The following is a 16,301-nucleotide window of genomic DNA, read 5'->3' as shown; positions in this document are numbered from 1 at the left end:
AATTCAATTCGAAATTGTTACCTTGGAAGACTAATTAAGTAGATTGTTTCTATGTCGAGGCCGGTAACCATAAAAGAGATCGCACGTTTGTTGAACCTTTCGATATCAACAGTGTCCCGGGCCTTGCATGATCATCCCAGTATTGGGGCGGTCACACGCGAAAAGATCAAAAAGCTGGCACGTGAGATGAGTTACGAGCCCAATCAGAATGCAATATCCTTCCAAAAAGGCAAGACTTTTACCATCGGCGTCATACTGCCTGAGCTGACGGAGACTTTTTTCTCTGTTGCAATCAGCGCGATCGAAGATACCGCTTACCATAAGAATTACACTGTATTGTTAGGTCAATCGCATGATAACGAGCAACGGGAACGGCAGCTGGTCGAAAAGATGAAGAACAACAGGGTTGATGGCCTTTTGGTGTCGGTGGCGAAAAATACTTCGAAGTATGATCACTTTGAGCTTATGAAAAAATACGATATCCCTATCGTGTTTTTTGATCGAATCCCGGCTATTCCTAATATCCACTATGTAGCTTGCAACATGGAAACCGGTACCATTGAGGCTGTCAATTACTTGCTAAAAAGGGGGCATCGGGCAATAGGTATGATCAACGGACCGGCAACATTATTTGCCACTAACGAACGCAAAGAAGGTTATATCAAGGCCATGGTGAAAAATAGGCTGAAATTCGACCCGTCGCTGGTAGTCAATTGTGATCTGACTGAAGAGGGAACCCTTGCCGCTCTGAATGATCTGCTCAACAATAAAAGAAAACCTACGGCGATCGTCACCTTTAATGATTACGTGGCACTATTCGCCATAAAGCATTCGCGCAGCTTAAATCTTGAGATAAATAGGGACATTGAGTTTGTAAGCTATTCTAATTTACCCCTGGTGAATTATATCGAGCATATACCAATCGCTTCTGTTGAACAATTCCCTTATCTGCAGGGGCAAAAAGCTGCTGAAATTTTGCTCGACCTGCTCGCCCGCAAAGAAAACGCACCCGACGAACAAAGCGCTTACTATAAAAGTATCATTGAATCGCAGCTGATTGAAAACCGTAAGCAATGAATTAACAGCCAGGCAAGAATCGCTTAAAATCAATCAAACGTTTGCGTAATTTTATTAGCATCCATTTATATAGGTTTGATTGAAATAAACCCCAATAATGCTCAATCAAATACTTGAACAGTTCGGCATAAATGTGCTTAACTACCAAATAGAAGAATATGGTTCTGGTCTGATCAATAGCACGTGGAAAATAAGCGGAAACAAGAGTTATATTCTGCAACGGATAAATACTGATGTGTTTAAGCAGCCTGAGGCAATTGCAGAAAACTTGTCGAAGTTGCAATCTTATCTGAATACCCGATACCCCGATTATCTTTTTGTGGCCCCTTTGCTGACATTAAATGGATTGTCGCTGGCGGTTAATAAAGATGGAATTTTCAGGTTATTCCCTTTTATAGATAATTCAACAAGCATTAATTCGGTGACTGACTATAAACAAGCTTATGAGGCGGCAAAACAGTTCGGAAAATTTACTTTTCTGCTTAGGGACTTTAATGCCTCTGAATTGAGAGATACGATACCATCGTTTCATGACCTTGCCCTTCGTTATAAAGAATTTGAGAAAGCATGCCTGAATGCGTCCACTGCCAAATTAGATCAGGCTAAATGGCCTATTTCCGAGGTTAATAAGCACAAAGATATTCTGTCAACCTATGAAGAATTAAAATACAGTGGTAAATTCCCGGTAAGGGTGATTCACCACGATGCTAAGATCAACAATGTATTATTTGATAGCCACTGGAACGGCATATGCCTGATCGACCTGGATACAGTAATGCCGGGTTATTTTATCAGCGATGTGGGTGATATGCTGCGCACTTATTTATCACCGGCTAACGAGGATGAAATTGATCTGTCAAAAATAGTGGTAGATGAACAGTGTTTTGATGCGATCTACAAGGGGTACCTTTCAGAAATGAGTAACGAGCTGACCTCGTTTGAAAAAGAACATTTTATTTATGCAGGCAAATTCATGATCTATATGCAGGCGATCCGTTTCCTATCAGATTATCTGAATGGCGATGTGTATTACCATACTACCTACGCCGGGCAAAATCTGAATCGGGCAAATAACCAGCTAACCTTACTCAATCAATTAATAAAAATCGAAGAAAAAATTCAGTTGACTAACCACTCATCTATAAAAGAATAATGATGCGCAAAACTTACGTATTGCTAACTACCTGTTTGCTCATGTTGACAGCAGGTATATCAAAAGCTCAAACTGTTCCTTATAAAACAGGTAATAAAACCTGGGACCCGGATAAACTGGGAAATCAACGAGCAGTAGTTACTGTTACCGGTGAAGGTAAAGTGGCCGAAGTGGTGGTGCCATGGCGTTGCCGCACGGTTAAGCCCGATCAGCTGATCATCGTGGTTGATGCCAAAACCGGGCAGCAGATTGCCAATGTGAAAACAAAAAATGTAGGTCCGGAAGAAGGAACGGTTGACTTTGAACCTGTTTCTGGCATGGGTAATTATTATATTTATTTTCTTCCTTATGATCTGAAACAATCGTTAAACTATCCAAATGCGGTCTATAGAAAAGGAAACAGCACTGCATCGGATGAATGGCTGAAGTTGGTAGATGGCGTAAAAGCTGGAGCCAAAATCGATTACTTCGAATCATACAACTCGCTGAATAATCTGTACCCGATGGAGGTGATCGCCACTAAAGCAGAAACCGAAAAGCTGATCAGTAATGCCAGTCAACAGCCATATTTGATCTTCCCTGAGAACAGGATATATCCGATCAGTATGGATACCAGCCTGCCACAACGATGGGTAGTTAAAACCAGCGAGTCGAGCTTTAGTGATACGGCGGCACGTGGCGAGAACTTCAGCTATCAGCTAGGCATTTATGCTTTTGCAAAAAATTTGAATGATATTAAAATCTCATTTAGCGACCTGAAAGGGCAGGGCGGTGTAATACCAGCCTCAGCAATGAGTTGTTTAAATACCGATGGAATCACTGCCGAAGGAAAGACTTTTAAGAAAACGGTAGACGTAGAGCAAGGGCATATCCAGGCGATGTGGTGCCTGGTTAACATCCCGGCAGGTATAAAATCCGGAAAATATACCGGTACTGCAACTATTACAGTTGCCGGCTTGCCATCCCGCGAGGTAAAGATCACCCTGAATATTGGAGACAGGGTATTAAACGATAAAGGTATCAGCGAGCCATGGAAGCAAACCCGCCTTGCGTGGCTGAATTCGACAATGGCTCAGCAAAATGTGGTGATTAAACCTTATCTGCCGCTAAAGGTTGAGGGCAATACCATTAGCCTGCTTGGTCGAAAACTGACCTTGGGTCAGAATGGTTTCCCGAGCCAGATCAATACCTACTTTACCGAGGAAATGACCAGCATTGGCACAACACCTAATCATGTGTTGGCCCAGCCTTTCCAGTTCAATGTAAAGGATAAGGTCGGGAATATTGAGAAATGGAAAGCCGGTCAGCTTAAAATAAAACAAACTGAGCCCGGAACGGTAACCTGGACAAGCACCAGCAGCAATAAGGACGTAAGCCTGAGTGTATCGGCACGTGTGGAGTTTGACGGTTTTATCAACTACCAGATAAAAGTAACCGCATTGAACAATGCCGATCTGAATGATATTCAAATGGTAATTCCTTTCAGCAAACAGGCATCGGAATATATGATGGGTCTGAATGAAAAGGGATCAAAACGCCCGGACAACTATGAATGGCACTGGGATGTGGCCCACAAAAACCAGGATGGCGCATGGATAGGCAATGTGAATGCAGGTTTGCAGTTTTCGCTAAGGGATGATAAATATATTCGTCCATTGAATACCAACTTCTATCTTTCAAAACCGTTGGTACTTCCTACATCATGGGGCAACGATGGTAAAGGTGGCATCAATATCAGCTCTAATGCAGGCGGTGCCTCTGTGACTAATTACAGCGGCGGGCGCAGTATGAAAAAGGGAGAGGTGCTGTACTATAACTTCACCTTGATGATCACGCCGTTCCATCCTATTAATACTGAGCAGCAGTGGGATATGCGTTTTTATCATAAATACAGCCCTATCGATAGCATCAAACAGACCGGTGCTACCGTGATTAATATTCACCACGGAACGGCTATTAACCCATATATCAACTATCCGTTCATTGCGTGGCAAAAGATGAAGAACTATATCGATTCAGCGCATCAAACTGGTTTAAAGGTGAAGATATATAACACAGTACGTGAATTGTCTAACAGCGCCTATGAAATCCAACCGATGCGGAGCCTTGGGCATGAGATATTCTCGCCGGGCAAAGGTGGTGGTTATTCATGGTTGCAGGAGCATTTGGGCGGCGATTACATTGCCGCATGGTATGTGCCTGAACAAAAAGACGCAGCCATTATCAACAGCGGCGTAAACCGTTGGCATAATTACTACGTTGAAGGAATGAACTGGCTGGTGAATAATGTGGGCATCGACGGGATTTACCTGGATGACGTGGCATTTGACCGCACCACCATGAAGCGTGTTAAACGCGTACTGACTCAAAATGGTCATCCTGGGATCATCGATTTGCACTCGGCTAATCAATACAACAAAAGCGACGGCTTTAATAACAGCGCGAACCTGTATTTAGAGCACTTCCCATACCTGAACCGTCTTTGGTTTGGTGAGTATTTTGACTATGAGAAAAATGACCCTAATTTCTTCCTGGTGGAAGTATCAGGCATACCTTATGGTCTGATGGGCGAAATGCTGCAAGGTGGTGGTAACCCATGGCGTGGTATAGTATATGGTATGACCAACCGTATGCCATGGTCAGACCATGCTGACCCTCGTCCGATATGGAAAGCATGGGATGATTTCGGTATCAAAAGCAGCAGGATGATCGGTTACTGGGTGAGTCATAATCCAGTCAAGACCAATAATAAGGATGTACTGGCTACTGCTTATGTAAAAGATAAGAAAGTGATGATCGCAATCGCAAGCTGGGCTGGGGACGATACGAAGTTTAAGCTTAATATCGACTGGAAGGCTTTGGGAATAGATCCAACGAAGGCAAAACTGGCGGCACCTGAAATTACCAACTTCCAGGCGGGTAGCCAATTTAGCCCGAATGAGGAAATACCGGTTTCAAAAGGCAAAGGTTGGTTGCTGATTTTAAAATGATCTGAACGATAAATATCACGGACGATGAAAAGATTTTATTGGATAGGAGCATGCCTGTACCTGCTTCTGCAGTTGCAAACGCGAGCTATTGCGCAAAACCATGCTACTATAAAGGAATTTGAAAAGGAATTTAAAACCTATCCTTTTTCAGACCCTAACCCGGTTGCCAATCCTACTAATGTTTATCCTTATTATCGTTTTGATGGTTTTACCAACAAACCAGTTCAGCAAAAATGGAAAGTGGTTGAACTGGAAAATGATTTCATCAAACTGTGGGTGATGCCCAAGATCGGTGGCAAAATATGGACCGCCATCGACAAGAAAAATAACCGGCCATTTATTTACCAAAATGATGTGATCAAGTTCCGCGATATCGCCATGCGCGGCCCATGGACAAGTGGAGGCCTTGAAGCCAACTTTGGAATAATTGGTCATACGCCCGGCGTATCAAATGCAGTAGATTACATCACGAAAAAGAATGACGATGGCAGTGTAAGTTGTATAATTAGCTTGCTCGACTTGCTTACACAGACCCGGTGGAACATGGAGATAAGGTTGCCAAAAAATAAAGCTTATTTTACTACCCATGTTTTCTGGCATAATCAAACCAGTCTCGATCAGCCATATTATAGCTGGATGAATCTTGCGTTAAAAGCTGATGACGACCTGGAGTACATCGAGCCGGGAACGAATCACCTGTTTCATGATGGTAAGTCTTATGAATGGCCTTATGACAAAGAGCATAACCGGGATATTTCTTTTTATAAGCAAAACGATTTTGGAGGGAGCCAGTCGTACCACATTACCGGAACCTATAGTAAATATTGGGGCGCATTTTGGCAGAACGATAATTATGGAATGATCCATTATGCCAATCGTGAGGATAAGGTAGGCAAGAAGATTTGGATATGGGGAAAAGCCCGCAGCGGAGCCATCTGGGACAAATTGCTGAATGACAATGTTGGGCAATATACCGAATTGCAAAGTGGCCGGTTATATATCCAGAATGCGCAGGAAAGTATTTACACGCCTTATAAGCAATTCAGCTTTTCGCCTTATCAAACCGATAGCTGGACTGAGTATTGGTATCCGTATGGCAAAACCAGTGGTGTAGCTATGGCCGATACGAGTGGAGTGCTGAATATCAAATGGGGAGAACGCTCTGCTACCGTTTATTTTTCATCGATAAGGTACATCAAAGACACACTGAAAGTCACAGATAGCGAAGGCAAATCAATTTTGAATAAGCCTGTTAGTTTAGACCCCTTGCAGAATTTAGAGGAAACTATTCATCTGAATAATGGTCAGCAGATAGGTAGTATAATGTTAGGCAGCTGCGAATGGAGCTCGAAAGACAGCACAGTTAAAGTATTAAGCCGGCCAACAAAACCACTTGAAAAATTAGATTATGATTCGGCTTATGGGCTCTATATAAAAGGCAAATACCAGGCTGATACCCGTTATTATGCGGATGCTGAGGTCAGCATCGCCAAAGCCCTTAAGCTTGATCCTGCACTGATCCCGGCACTTGCCGAAATGGCGATGCTTCAATACCGCAAGATGGATTATAAATCTGCATTTGAATACGCCAGCAAAGCCATCAGCCTGGATACTTATCATGGTATGGCTAATTACTATTATGCTTTATCAGCATTAAAACTGGATAAAGTGTATGATGCCGAAGACGGTTTTGAAGTAGCGACCTTAACTGATGATTATCGTGCCGCAGCTTTGACTGAGCTAAGCAAGATCAAGATCAGACAGCAAAAGTTTGATGAAGCTTTGAGCTATGCTTCGAAAAGCCTGGTTTATAACAGCGAGAACATTACGGCATTGCAATTGCAGTATTTGGCAGCGCGATTATTGCAAAATAAAACTCAAGCGATAGCAGCAAAAGAGAGAATTCTGTCTATTGATCCATTGAACCATTTCATTCGCTTCGAAGAATACCTGGCTAATAAATCAACTGAAAGCAAAGCTGCATTTACGGGATTTATTCGCAACGAAATGCCGCAGCAAACCTATCTTGATCTGGCGGTTTGGTACCACGATCTGAATCTGGACAATGAAAGTGCGACAATTTTAAAAACCGCTCCTCAAAAGGATGATGAGCTATTGTATTGGATGGCATGGCTGCACCGGAATGATACTGATGCGAAGCAGCGTCTGGCTGAAGCACAAAACGGTAACGCCTTATTGGTATTCCCTTTTAGGCCACAAAGCATTACGGTGATGCAATGGGCTGCAAAGAATACGAATGATTGGAAACCTGATTACTATCTGGCCTTGATATACGAGACAACAAAAGATCGTTCAAAAGCTCAACAGGTTATCAATAGGATAACTGTTGCACCCGATTTTGCGCCGTATTATGTAGTCCGCGCTCGCCTGTGCGATTCGAGCGATAAGCAAAGTCAATTGCATTATCTGACAAAAGCTGCAAAAATTGCGCCTGACGATTTGCGTTATATCAAATACCTGACCGAGTTTTTGATCGCACAAACGCAGAATGCACCGGCTCTAAAGACAATCGAACCATTTTACAATGCGCACAAAGACAATTATATAGCAGGTATGCTGTATGCACGTTGCCTTATGCTGAACAACCGGTATTCGGCTGCTGAAAAGACCCTCGATCAATTACAGGTACTTCCATATGAAGGCGCAAAGGACGGGCATAAATTATATGAACAAACCAAACTAATGCTGGCCATAGAACTGATGAAAGCCGGGCAGTTGCAGAAGGCGATCAAGAAGGTGGATGAAGCCCGGCTATGGCCTGAAAACCTGGGTGTGGGCTCGCCTTATCCGGATATGGTCGACAGCAGTTTGGAGAACGATATGACCGCTCTGATAAAAGAAGCAGAACATAAAAAGCCTTCGGAGAAAATCCTTGATGAATATCGCGCCCGCATAAAGGCGATTAATAACATATAATCTTAATCAAGATCACTAATGAATAAGCAACTCAAAATATGGATTGCCCTGGTGTTTTTTGCACCGTTTGGCTTGTACGCCCAGGTAAAATCAACTTATGATAAAAAGCAGGTTTTCGACCCACAGTTTTTTACCAATAACGGCAACGAGATGCGCAGTGGAAATGGCGCACCTGGCCCTAAATACTGGCAAAACAGGGCCGATTATGTTATTCATGCCACGTTGCTGGAAAAAGATACGATGGTGAAAGGCGATGTAAGCATCAATTATACCAATAATAGTCCCGATACAATGAATTACTTGTGGCTGCAGTTGGATCAAAATTTATTCAGAAATGATTCGCGCGGTACTGCTGTAACGCCCGCTGGAGACCGTTTTGACTCCAACGGTTTTAAGGGTGGTTATAACATAGGTAAGGTATCTGTTGTTTATGCCGGGAAGACTTATGCAATAACGCCGTATTTCGCCGATACCCGGATGCAGATACGGTTGCCATTTGCAGTTAAACAACAGGGCGATAAGATCACCATCAACATAGATTACTCTTTTGCCATACCTGAACATGGCGCCGATCGTATGGGACGTTTATCTACCCAAAACGGAATGATCTATCAATTGGCGCAATGGTTCCCTCGTATGTGTGTATTTGATGATCTGAACGGATGGAACACTTTGCCGTATCTTGGGAATGGTGAGTTTTATTGCGAGTATGGCGACATCGACTATTATATCACAGCCTGTGCCGATATGATCGTTGCCGGCTCAGGGGACTTGCAGAATCCACAGCAGGTGTTGACGTCTACCAAAATAAATCGTCTTGCTAAAGCGGCGAAAAGCGATAGTACGGTTAGCATTGTTGGTAAAGATGAGTTGAATTCATCTGGCCGGAAATCATCCGGCACATTAACCTGGCACTATAAAATGAATAATACACGCGATGTGGCATGGGCAGCATCGAGAGCGTTTTTGTGGGATGCAGCGCGTGTAAATCTGCCATCAGGCAAAAAGGGTATGGCAATGGCGGTGTATCCGGTTGAAAGTGTAGGTCGTCAGCATTATAGCCGTGCAGTTGAATACCTGAAATCCAGCATGGAGTTTTACTCAAATACTTACTATGAATATCCATACCACAATGCCTTTGTAGTAGCCGGCGTGGCATTGGGAATGGAGTATCCGGGCATCGTATTTTGTAGCCACAAAATTGTGAATGATGACCTGTTTAGGGATATAGCACACGAGATTGGGCATAACTGGTTCCCAATGATCGTAGGGAGTGATGAGCGGCGGTATGGCTGGATGGACGAGGGCTTTAATACCTTTATCAACGGGTATGTCTGGACAAATTTTAACAACGGTGAATATGCCGAAAAGAAAAGTCCGGCACTTGGATTAACAAAAGGGATGCAAAAAGAACATGATCCATTGATGATTGCACCGGATGCCAATGATGATGGCGGTATGTTTTATTATAAAACAGCTCTGGCATTAAATATCCTTCGAAATGTAGTGTTGGAACCCGATCGCTTCGATTATGCTTTTAAAACATACATCAATCGCTGGGCTTACAAACATCCGCAACCTTATGATTTCTTTCGCACGATGAACAATGCAGCAGGAGAGGACCTGAACTGGTTCTGGAAAGAATGGTTTTATACTACATGGAACATTGATCAGACGGTTACCCATGTGAGATATATAAAGAATGATTCGGCATCGGGAGCTTTTATCACGATTGAGAACCTGCGCGAGATGGCTTTACCTGTCATAGCAAAGATCACCGAAGAGAATGGCAAAGTGCAAACCATTAAATTGCCTGTAGAAATTTGGCAGCATGGCTCAAAGTGGGTCTTCAAGTATAATTCGACCTCTAAAATTAAACAGATAGTCTTGGATCCTGATAATCAACTGCCGGACACAGACCGCAGTAATAATATATATGAAATAAAATAACTTGTTGATAGTGGGATAAATAATAGTGTTAATTAAATAATTTTGCTCGGATTATTTAATTAACAGTCTATTTTTCTATTTTGCACTACCAACATATTATTCCTGAATGTCCTGTAAAGAAATTATCTATTCAATTTTTTATATTTTATTTTTTGTATTATCTATCTGGTCGGGTATAGTAAGTGGATTTACAGACAGCCATACGCCGCCTATTCCATTTGCAATTGAGTTTTTTACGTTGATGATAGGGGCTGTCCTTTTTGCTGCCGACTTTGCAAAGCACAAGACCGCGACGTTTGAGAAAATACGCGTTCACGTGCTGGGACTAACAGCCAATAGTTTAGTAATGCTATACGTATTAGTGTTGGCCTTGCAGGGATATCGTTAGAGTAATTTCGGGGGTATTTATTCAATAACCGAGTAAGTAATAACAGGTTTTTCTTTGTTCTTAAGAGTAAACTCTCCATTGATCTGGCAGTGAAAGGATTCCTTTATCTTTTGGTAAACCTGTTCTGTAATTAAAACCTGACCGGCTTTAGCTACAGATTGGAGTCGTTGCGCCACATTCACAGAGTCGCCTATAACGGTATAGTCTAATCTTCTAAGCGATGCTGATCCAATATTGCCAGATACCATTTCGCCCGAGTTGATGCCGATCGAGACATCGGGTTTAAATTCCTTCTCGCCAGCGGCAATGGGGTCCATTTTTGCCAGCTCGGTTTTTATGGCAAGCGCAGTATCAATGGCCCTGTCAAGGTTATAATCGCCACGGTAAACGGCCATAACGGCATCACCCATAAATTTGTCGACATGTCCACCCTGTGCAATAACCTCTTTTACAATTTTATCAAACAAACCATTTAACAAATTCACCACGGTATTCGCCGGCACATGTTCTGTTATCGCCGTAAAACCGCAGACATCAATGAACATTACCGTCGCGTCCATCAGCTCGTTTTTGAGCAGGCTGCTTTCAAACTCCTTGTGCGACATGAAATTCAGTACATTGTCATCTACATACATCTTAAGGATATTATTCTCCTTAATAGCCTGCATGGTGTCCTGAAGCTGCTTTACGTAGTTGATGGTTTTTTCCATCGTTAAGTCCAGATCATCAAAATCAACCGGCTTGCATACAAAATCGAATGCCCCGCGGTTCATTGCGGTTCTAATATTTTGCATATCGCCATAGGCAGATACAACTACGGCTTTTATTATAGGGTTAGCTTCCGGCAAACGGCTCAGCAGGGTAAGACCGTCCATTACCGGCATATTGATATCTGATAGAACGATGTCGAGATCGGGGTGTTCGCTGACTTTTTGAAGAGCTTCTTCACCATTTTGCGCAAAAACAAATTCATATACGTTTTCACGTATCTTTCTCCTGAACTTTTGCTTTACCAGTGCTTCCAGATCAGCCTCGTCGTCTACAACAAGTATCTTGGCCATTATTCGCTCAAGGTTTTAAGTTTTTCTTTCAATAGGGTAAAATCAAGCGGTTTGGTTAAAAAGTCATTGGCGCCCCGCTCCATTGCCTGGCGATGGTTTTCTTCATCGCCGTAGGCAGTTATCATCATCACCATAGGGGGTGGCGCGTCATACTCGTGCCTGATGCGCGATAAGAGCTCAAGGCCGCTCATACCCGGCATGTTGATATCTGATAAAATAAGCACTACCTCGCTATGTTTATCATGCAGATAATGAAGTGCATCTTCTCCGGATAAGGCAAAGTCGAATTCAAATTCATGTTCACGTATTTCCCTGCGGAATCTTTGCAAAAAAAGCGGCTGAACATCAGCTTCGTCATCAACGACAAGTATTTTCATATTACGGCTAAATATAGTTATATAAACTTATACAGGTATGCTTATTCTGAACTCAGAACCCTCTCCGGCCTTACTTTTTACATCAATTTTACCAGAGTGAGCCTTTACCACTATATCATAGCTTAACGACAGACCTAAGCCTGTTCCTTCACCTGTCGGTTTTGTCGTAAAAAATGGCTGTAATATTTTCTCTTTTATCTCATCAGGAATACCCGTACCATTATCCTTTACAATTATTTCCAATGATTTCCCTTTTGTGTGTGTGGTTATTTCAACAGCTGGTTTATAATCTGTCCCGGCTGTTTTTTGCTTTTCTTTGGTGGCATAAAAGGCATTGTTGAACAGATTGAGCAATACTCTGCCAATATCCTGTGGTACCATACTCACCTCGGGAAGTCCTTCCGCAAAATGGGTGATCAGATCAGCATTGAATGATTTATCTTTTGCTCGTAGCCCATGATACGCCAGGCGCAAATATTCATCAGCCAGTTTATTAATATCTGTCGGCTCTTTTACATTACTGCTGGCGCGACTGTGCTGCAGCATACCTTTTACTATACCATCGGCGCGTTTGCCATGGTGCATTATTTTTTGCAGATTTTGTTTTATATCCGATGCAATAGCGATAGCTTCATCTTTGTCTCCTTTGTCCAACTCCAGCTCCATTTCTTCAATTAGTTCGGCAGTTACTTCCGAGAAATTGTTGACGAAGTTCAGTGGGTTCTGAATCTCGTGGGCTATACCTGCGGTCAGCTCACCGAGCGACGCCATCTTTTCAGACTGTATGAGCTGTGCCTGAGTGGTTTTTAGTTCTTGCAGGGTTTCTTGCAGTTCGTCTTTCTGTTTTTGAAGTTCAACCGTGCGTTCCTGTACCAGAACTTCCAACTCGGCGCGGCGTTCGGCGCTGATGCGTAGTTCTTCTTCCTGCTTTTTAGAGGTCGCCCATTTACCGAATATCCAGGCAAAGGCTATAAGAGTTGCCCAACTAAAATATTCATTATATTTTTCATGAAATCCATCGAAAAAGAGTTCAGAAAAACAATTGACGAGTCCCATTGCCGCCAGCGGAATATTTGCCAGGAGATAAGAATGCTGTGATGTAAAGTCCTGTTCTTTACTGGCGTAATAAATCAATCCAAACAAGACCGCCGCTCCAATGAAATCCTTAGCATAATCTTCCAGGGCGAAAGAAGCTATAAAGCCTACTATAATTATCCATGTTGCGGTTGACAACATGGTTTTCCATTTGGGGTAGAGGATAGAAAATTTAAGCGATTTGTTTATTCGCCTTATGATCAGAAAAGCAGCCAGAAAATAAAAAAAATCCATTCCTTATATCAATAATGCTGGTTGAAAATTATGCCAATGGCAAATCTATTATAAATTCTGAGCCTTCACCTTCTTTGCTCTCAATATTTATTTTGCCATTGTGGCCCTTTACTATGGTATCGTAACTTAAGGATAATCCCAGGCCAGTGCCTTCGCCTGTTGGTTTGGTGGTGAAAAATGGCTGCAATATTTTGTCTTTGATATTATCAGGTATCCCGATGCCATTATCCTTTACTTTTATTCGGATGGATTTACCATTTAGAGCAGTACTAACGGTCAGCGTAGGTTTGTAATCTGAATTAATTATTTTCTTCTTTTGTTGCGTTGCATAAAAAGCATTGGTAATCAAATTCAGCAAAACACGTCCGATATCCTGAGGTACCACTTCAACTTGAGGAAGCTTAGGGTCAAAATTCGTGACCATCTCTGCATTGAATGATTTGTCCTTTGCCCGCAAACCATGATAAGCCAGGCGCAGATATTCATCAGCCAGTTTATTAATATCAGTAGGCTCTTTCACATTACTGCTGGCACGGCTATGCTGCAACATTCCTTTAACAATACCATCTGCCCGTTTGCCATGATGGTTTATCTTTTCTTCATTCGCTTTTATATCATTTGCAATAGCAAGAGCTGCATCCGTATTGCCATTCTTTAATTCATCCTCCAGCTCTTCTATCATTTCCTTATTTACTTCGGCGAAGTTGTTAATGAAATTGAGCGGGTTTTGTATTTCATGGGCGATACCTGCTGTTAACTCACCTAGCGAGGCCATTTTTTCTGATTGGATCAGCTGGTTCTGGGTTAGCTTCAAATCGGCCAAAACTTTATTGGTTTGATCGCGCTGTTCCTCGATCTCGCGTTTCTGCTTGCTTAATAAAGTATTGGCTTTTTGCTTTTGCCGGTTGCTGCGATATAATACAATACCGGTAGCCCCAATAAGTATCAGGATACCTGCCGAGCCTGCGAGAAAATAATATTGCATTTTTTTCTCCTGGTTAAGCGAGGTAATCTGCGCCTGTTTTTTGGCCAGTGAGTAGTTATATTGAAGTAGATTGGTATGATTGCTCACTTCGGCATTCGACATGCTATCACGATAACTAATAAAGAGCCTATAATACTTATACGCATTATTATAGTCCTTTTTAATATTGTAGGCGTTTGCCAACGCTGCGCTGTTATCACGTTTAAATTCGATGGTGCCGGTATGAATAGCTTTTTGATACCCGTTGGTGGCGTAATAGATGGCACTATCGGGTTTGTTGAGTTTTAGATAGGCCCTGGCTAATATGCCATCTATCCATTCTTCGCCTTCGGTATCGTTAATTTTCTTTGCAGAATTGAGCGAGATAAATGCATATTTAAACGCCATCGGAAGGTTATTTAGTCGTACATATACGTCTGCCATATTACTCTGGGTCAATTCTATATTGTAAGGTAGTTGCGTTTTGGAAAGGCCCTCTTCATAGGCTTTTATAGCTTCAGGATACTTGTCTGTAAGCCTATACATTTCACCGATCCTGTTAAGTAAATTAAACTCCAAAGCCTGGTTGCCTAATTTTTTATTGGCATCTAATGCTTTTTGATAGTAAGCTATGGCGTTTGGCTGATCGCCGATATTGGTAAAGATGGTGGCCATGGCTGACCACGACCCTGCCATTGCATTAAGATCATTCGCCTCTTCCGCATTCTTTTCAGCTTTTAGCGCCCATTCCATTGCTTTGGTATAATCGCCTACTGACGTGGCATATAAACCGGAAATCCCAGCCTGGCGACGAGAAATCAATGCCTTATTCTGCGTTTTTTGTGCGGCCGCTTCCGATTTGAAGTCGTACTCTAATGCTTGTTTGCTTTCACCTGTCAGATTATTAAATGAGCTCATGGTAGCGTAGGCGTTTGCGAGGTGTTCTTTGTCATCCAGTTTTTCTGCCAGAGCGATAGATTGGTCTAGCAGAGATCTTGCCTGGCGCTGATCGTTTTTCCGGTATATTACTCTTGATAGTACGATCAATGATTCAACCTCGCCTTCTTTATAATTAAGCTTACGCGAAATTAACAATGCCTCATTGGCCATGCTATCTGCTTTGTCAAGAGGCAAAACGATTAAATTTTGTAATTCGTTCAACCGATTGACCCGCAGTGTATCCTGTTGTTTGTGGGTTTTTAAATCCTGTTCTACTTTTTTAACACGTTGTTCCTGGGCGTGAAGCCCGGTGAAACATGTGATCAGTGTAAGAAAGATGATTGTTTTTTTCATCGTGATATTGCAATTCAGGATTTGAGAGGTAAGTTAATAATAAATTCCGAGCCATTTCCCTCTGTACTATCAACTTGAATGATACCGTCATGCCCTTTTACTACAATATCATAGCTTAACGATAGTCCCAACCCCGTCCCTTCGCCTGTAGGCTTGGTGGTAAAGAAGGGCTGCATGATCTTCTCCTTTATGCTTTCAGGAATACCGTTGCCGTTGTCTTTTACTTTGATTTCGATGAAACCATTGTTATGCGATGTTCTCAACTCTACGGTAGGCTTATAATCAACCCCGGCTGTTTTTGCTTTCTGGTTGACGGCATAAAAAGCGTTATTGATCAGGTTGAGTAATACACGGCCAATGTCCTGCTGCACTACGTTCACTTTGGGCAGATCAGGATCAAAATGCGTTACCATTTCTGCGTTGAAGGATTTGTCTTTTGCTCTTAAACCGTGGAAGGATAGCTTGAAAAATTCATCCGCTAACACATTTATATTAGTTGGCTGTTTTTCGCCGCTACTGGCGCGGCTATGCTGCAGCATACCCTTTACAATGAAATCGGCGCGTTTGCCATGCTGACTGATTTTCTGCTGATTGGCCTTGATGTCGCTTGTCAAGGAACGCACTTCGCTTATGCCGCCCTTATCAAGCTCAAGTTCCATTTCTTCAATCAGTTCAGTATTTACCTCCGAGAAATTGTTTACAAAAGGTCTTGTACGTTTTTTGGTTGTCAGTTTTGGAGGGTTAAAAATCTATTAATATTAGTCATTAAATTTAATAAATCA

At 42.3% G+C, this 16,301-nt stretch carries 11 protein-coding genes; 6 read left to right on the top strand and 5 right to left on the bottom strand.

Annotated elements, in window-relative coordinates:
- Positions 1–51: 51 nt before the first annotated feature.
- The 6 genes from Q3A68_RS22585 to Q3A68_RS22560 all read left to right on the top strand — a co-directional run bounded on the left by Q3A68_RS22585 (position 52) and on the right by Q3A68_RS22560 (position 10,495).
- Positions 52–1,077 (top strand): LacI family DNA-binding transcriptional regulator, encoded by a 1,026-nt coding sequence (locus tag Q3A68_RS22585; protein WP_302903418.1) that lies wholly within the window; start codon positions 52–54, stop codon positions 1,075–1,077.
- 97 nt (positions 1,078–1,174) lie between these two features.
- Entirely contained in the window at positions 1,175–2,230 is a 1,056-nt protein-coding gene (locus Q3A68_RS22580) for a phosphotransferase enzyme family protein (RefSeq protein WP_302903417.1), read from the top strand.
- A complete protein-coding gene (locus Q3A68_RS22575) occupies positions 2,230–5,220 on the top strand; it encodes a glycoside hydrolase domain-containing protein (protein WP_302903416.1) in 2,991 nt (996 codons plus the stop codon). The genes Q3A68_RS22580 and Q3A68_RS22575 overlap by 1 nt, the downstream gene beginning before the upstream one ends.
- Before the next feature lie 24 nt (positions 5,221–5,244).
- Complete coding sequence (locus Q3A68_RS22570; protein ID WP_302903415.1) at positions 5,245–8,157, top strand: DUF5107 domain-containing protein; 2,913 nt, start codon at positions 5,245–5,247, stop codon at positions 8,155–8,157.
- 18 nt (positions 8,158–8,175) lie between these two features.
- The gene (locus Q3A68_RS22565) at positions 8,176–10,107 is read left to right on the top strand and encodes a M1 family metallopeptidase (protein ID WP_302903414.1); all 1,932 of its coding nucleotides are present in this window, start codon (positions 8,176–8,178) and stop codon (positions 10,105–10,107) included.
- 106 nt (positions 10,108–10,213) lie between these two features.
- Positions 10,214–10,495, top strand: a complete 282-nt coding sequence (locus Q3A68_RS22560; RefSeq protein WP_302903413.1) for a hypothetical protein — start codon at positions 10,214–10,216, stop codon at positions 10,493–10,495.
- Between the two features lie 17 nt (positions 10,496–10,512).
- Here the strand turns inward: Q3A68_RS22560 and Q3A68_RS22555 are convergent, their stop codons facing one another.
- The 5 genes from Q3A68_RS22555 to Q3A68_RS22535 are packed head-to-tail and all read right to left on the bottom strand — an operon-like array spanning position 10,513 to position 16,178.
- A complete protein-coding gene (locus Q3A68_RS22555) occupies positions 10,513–11,556 on the bottom strand; it encodes an adenylate/guanylate cyclase domain-containing protein (protein WP_302903412.1) in 1,044 nt (347 codons plus the stop codon).
- Positions 11,556–11,933 (bottom strand): response regulator, encoded by a 378-nt coding sequence (locus tag Q3A68_RS22550; RefSeq protein ID WP_302903411.1) that lies wholly within the window; start codon positions 11,931–11,933, stop codon positions 11,556–11,558. Before Q3A68_RS22550 ends, Q3A68_RS22555 begins: the two co-directional genes overlap by 1 nt.
- Positions 11,934–11,960: 27 nt before the next feature.
- On the bottom strand, positions 11,961–13,262 hold the full coding sequence (locus tag Q3A68_RS22545; RefSeq protein WP_302903410.1) for a sensor histidine kinase: 1,302 nt from the start codon (positions 13,260–13,262) through the stop codon (positions 11,961–11,963).
- 28 nt (positions 13,263–13,290) lie between these two features.
- Positions 13,291–15,519, bottom strand: coding sequence for a tetratricopeptide repeat-containing sensor histidine kinase (locus tag Q3A68_RS22540; RefSeq protein WP_302903409.1), 2,229 nt, complete (start codon positions 15,517–15,519; stop codon positions 13,291–13,293).
- A 14-nt stretch (positions 15,520–15,533) separates the two neighbouring features.
- Positions 15,534–16,178 carry a sensor histidine kinase gene (locus tag Q3A68_RS22535; RefSeq protein ID WP_302903408.1) on the bottom strand — a complete coding sequence of 215 codons (645 nt, stop codon included), beginning with the start codon at positions 16,176–16,178 and terminating at the stop codon, positions 15,534–15,536.
- Between the last annotated feature and the right edge of the window lie 123 nt (positions 16,179–16,301).

The sequence above is a fragment of the Mucilaginibacter tolerans genome (genome assembly GCF_030519375.1).
Taxonomy (GTDB): domain Bacteria; phylum Bacteroidota; class Bacteroidia; order Sphingobacteriales; family Sphingobacteriaceae; genus Mucilaginibacter.
This window is presented reverse-complemented; position numbering and strand designations above follow the sequence as displayed.

Excerpts from the sequence above, each read along its gene's own strand:
- Q3A68_RS22560 (WP_302903413.1), top strand. The coding sequence starts at position 10,214 with ATGTCCTGTAAAGAAATTATCTATTCAATTTTTTATATTTTATTTTTT.
- Q3A68_RS22545 (WP_302903410.1), bottom strand. The coding sequence starts at position 13,262 with ATGGATTTTTTTTATTTTCTGGCTGCTTTTCTGATCATAAGGCGAATA.
- Q3A68_RS22570 (WP_302903415.1), top strand. The coding sequence starts at position 5,245 with ATGAAAAGATTTTATTGGATAGGAGCATGCCTGTACCTGCTTCTGCAG.
- Q3A68_RS22555 (WP_302903412.1), bottom strand. The coding sequence starts at position 11,556 with ATGGCCAAGATACTTGTTGTAGACGACGAGGCTGATCTGGAAGCACTG.
- Q3A68_RS22585 (WP_302903418.1), top strand. The coding sequence starts at position 52 with ATGTCGAGGCCGGTAACCATAAAAGAGATCGCACGTTTGTTGAACCTT.
- Q3A68_RS22550 (WP_302903411.1), bottom strand. The coding sequence starts at position 11,933 with ATGAAAATACTTGTCGTTGATGACGAAGCTGATGTTCAGCCGCTTTTT.
- Q3A68_RS22540 (WP_302903409.1), bottom strand. The coding sequence starts at position 15,519 with ATGAAAAAAACAATCATCTTTCTTACACTGATCACATGTTTCACCGGG.
- Q3A68_RS22575 (WP_302903416.1), top strand. The coding sequence starts at position 2,230 with ATGATGCGCAAAACTTACGTATTGCTAACTACCTGTTTGCTCATGTTG.
- Q3A68_RS22565 (WP_302903414.1), top strand. The coding sequence starts at position 8,176 with ATGAATAAGCAACTCAAAATATGGATTGCCCTGGTGTTTTTTGCACCG.
- Q3A68_RS22535 (WP_302903408.1), bottom strand. The coding sequence starts at position 16,178 with ATGGAACTTGAGCTTGATAAGGGCGGCATAAGCGAAGTGCGTTCCTTG.
- Q3A68_RS22580 (WP_302903417.1), top strand. The coding sequence starts at position 1,175 with ATGCTCAATCAAATACTTGAACAGTTCGGCATAAATGTGCTTAACTAC.